Origin of the sequence: Methylobacterium sp. WL18 (assembly GCF_008040015.1) — a bacterium.
Lineage (GTDB): Bacteria > Pseudomonadota > Alphaproteobacteria > Rhizobiales > Beijerinckiaceae > Methylobacterium > Methylobacterium mesophilicum.
Genome location: NZ_VRVD01000972.1, coordinates 1 through 1,240 on the forward strand (window position 1 = coordinate 1; position 1,240 = coordinate 1,240).

Consider the following 1,240-nt stretch of genomic DNA (forward strand, 5'->3'; position numbering starts at 1 on the left):
GTCGCGTAGGCGTGCGTTTGCGATGACGATGAGGCGTCGCATGAGTGCGGTGATGGCGACGATGGGCTTCTTTCCGGCGGCGCGCAGGCGCAGGTAGGCGTCCCGGAGGGTGGGGTTGTGGCGGCTGGCCGCCATCGCGGCCATGAAGAGGGTGCGCTTGACCTCGGGCCTGCCGCCGCGGGTTCGGCGATAGGCATCGGTGGCGCCGCTCTGGTTGGGGTGGGGGGCGACGCCGGCCAGGGCGGCGGCCTGGCGGCGGTCGATGCGGCCGAGTTCGGGCATGAGACCGATCAGGGCGGCGGCGGTGGTCGCGCCGATGCCCGGGATGGTGCGCAGGACACGCTCGGCGCGGACGAGTTCGGCGGCGGCGCGCACCAGCGCGGCGATGGCGGCGTCGAGGGCCTGGATCTGGGTCTCGAGGCAGGTTCGGAGCGCCTCCAGGCAGGAACGCACCGGCTCGGCGCCGGGGGCGGCCAGGCGGTTGGTGCAGGCGGTGCGCTGGGCTACCAGGTCGGCCCGGGTGAGCACCAGGGTCTGCAGGCGTTCGCGGTCCGGGTCGGGGGCCTGCCAGCGGGCGAGGCGTGCGTGGCGTTCCTGGGCGTAGTGGGCGAGCGCGCGGGCATCGAGGGTGTCGCTCTTGGCCAGGGTGCCGAACGAGCGGATGAAGGCCTTGACCTTGCGGGCGTCGGCCCGGTGGGCGGGGCATCCGGCCGTGAGCAGGGCGGCCAGGAGGGCGTCCTCGTAGCCGCCGGTGGCCTCGCAGACGACCAGGCAGGTCGGGTCGAGGCTGGCCGCGAAGGCGGCGAGGCTGTCGGGTTGGTTGGGCAGGGTCCGGAGGCTGGCATCGCGGCTGTCGAACACCACGATGCCGGCCTTGCCGACATCGCAGCCGAGGAAGCGGGTGGGGATCGGCGGGGCGGCGGATGCGGTGTCGGGCTGGACGTCGGCCTGGACGGCGAATCTCGGGGCGGGCTCGGGTGTGTTGGCGGCGGCCGGCATGGGGGCTATCCTGGGATGGCTTGCGATTGTCTGCGGGCGTCAGGCCGGCTGGCCGAGGGGCCCAGGCAACTCATCAAGCGTGACACGGGAAGCGAAGCGCCGACCGAGATGACGACGGGCGTTGCAGCCCTATTCCGGGACGGTCGGCGCTTCGCGCCTGGTCCGGGTGGCCACCCGGACCAGGCATCCCGCTGGCGCGGAACACCCTCAAACTAGCAGACATCCAACAGACAATTCCGGG

At 73.0% G+C, this 1,240-nt stretch carries 1 protein-coding gene; it reads right to left on the reverse strand.

What is annotated here, in order from left to right; translation table 11 throughout:
• On the reverse strand, nucleotides 1-999 hold a 999-nt coding region (locus FV228_RS30200), incomplete at its 3' end, for an IS110 family transposase (protein ID WP_246694086.1).
• Nucleotides 1,000-1,240 lie beyond the last annotated feature (241 nt).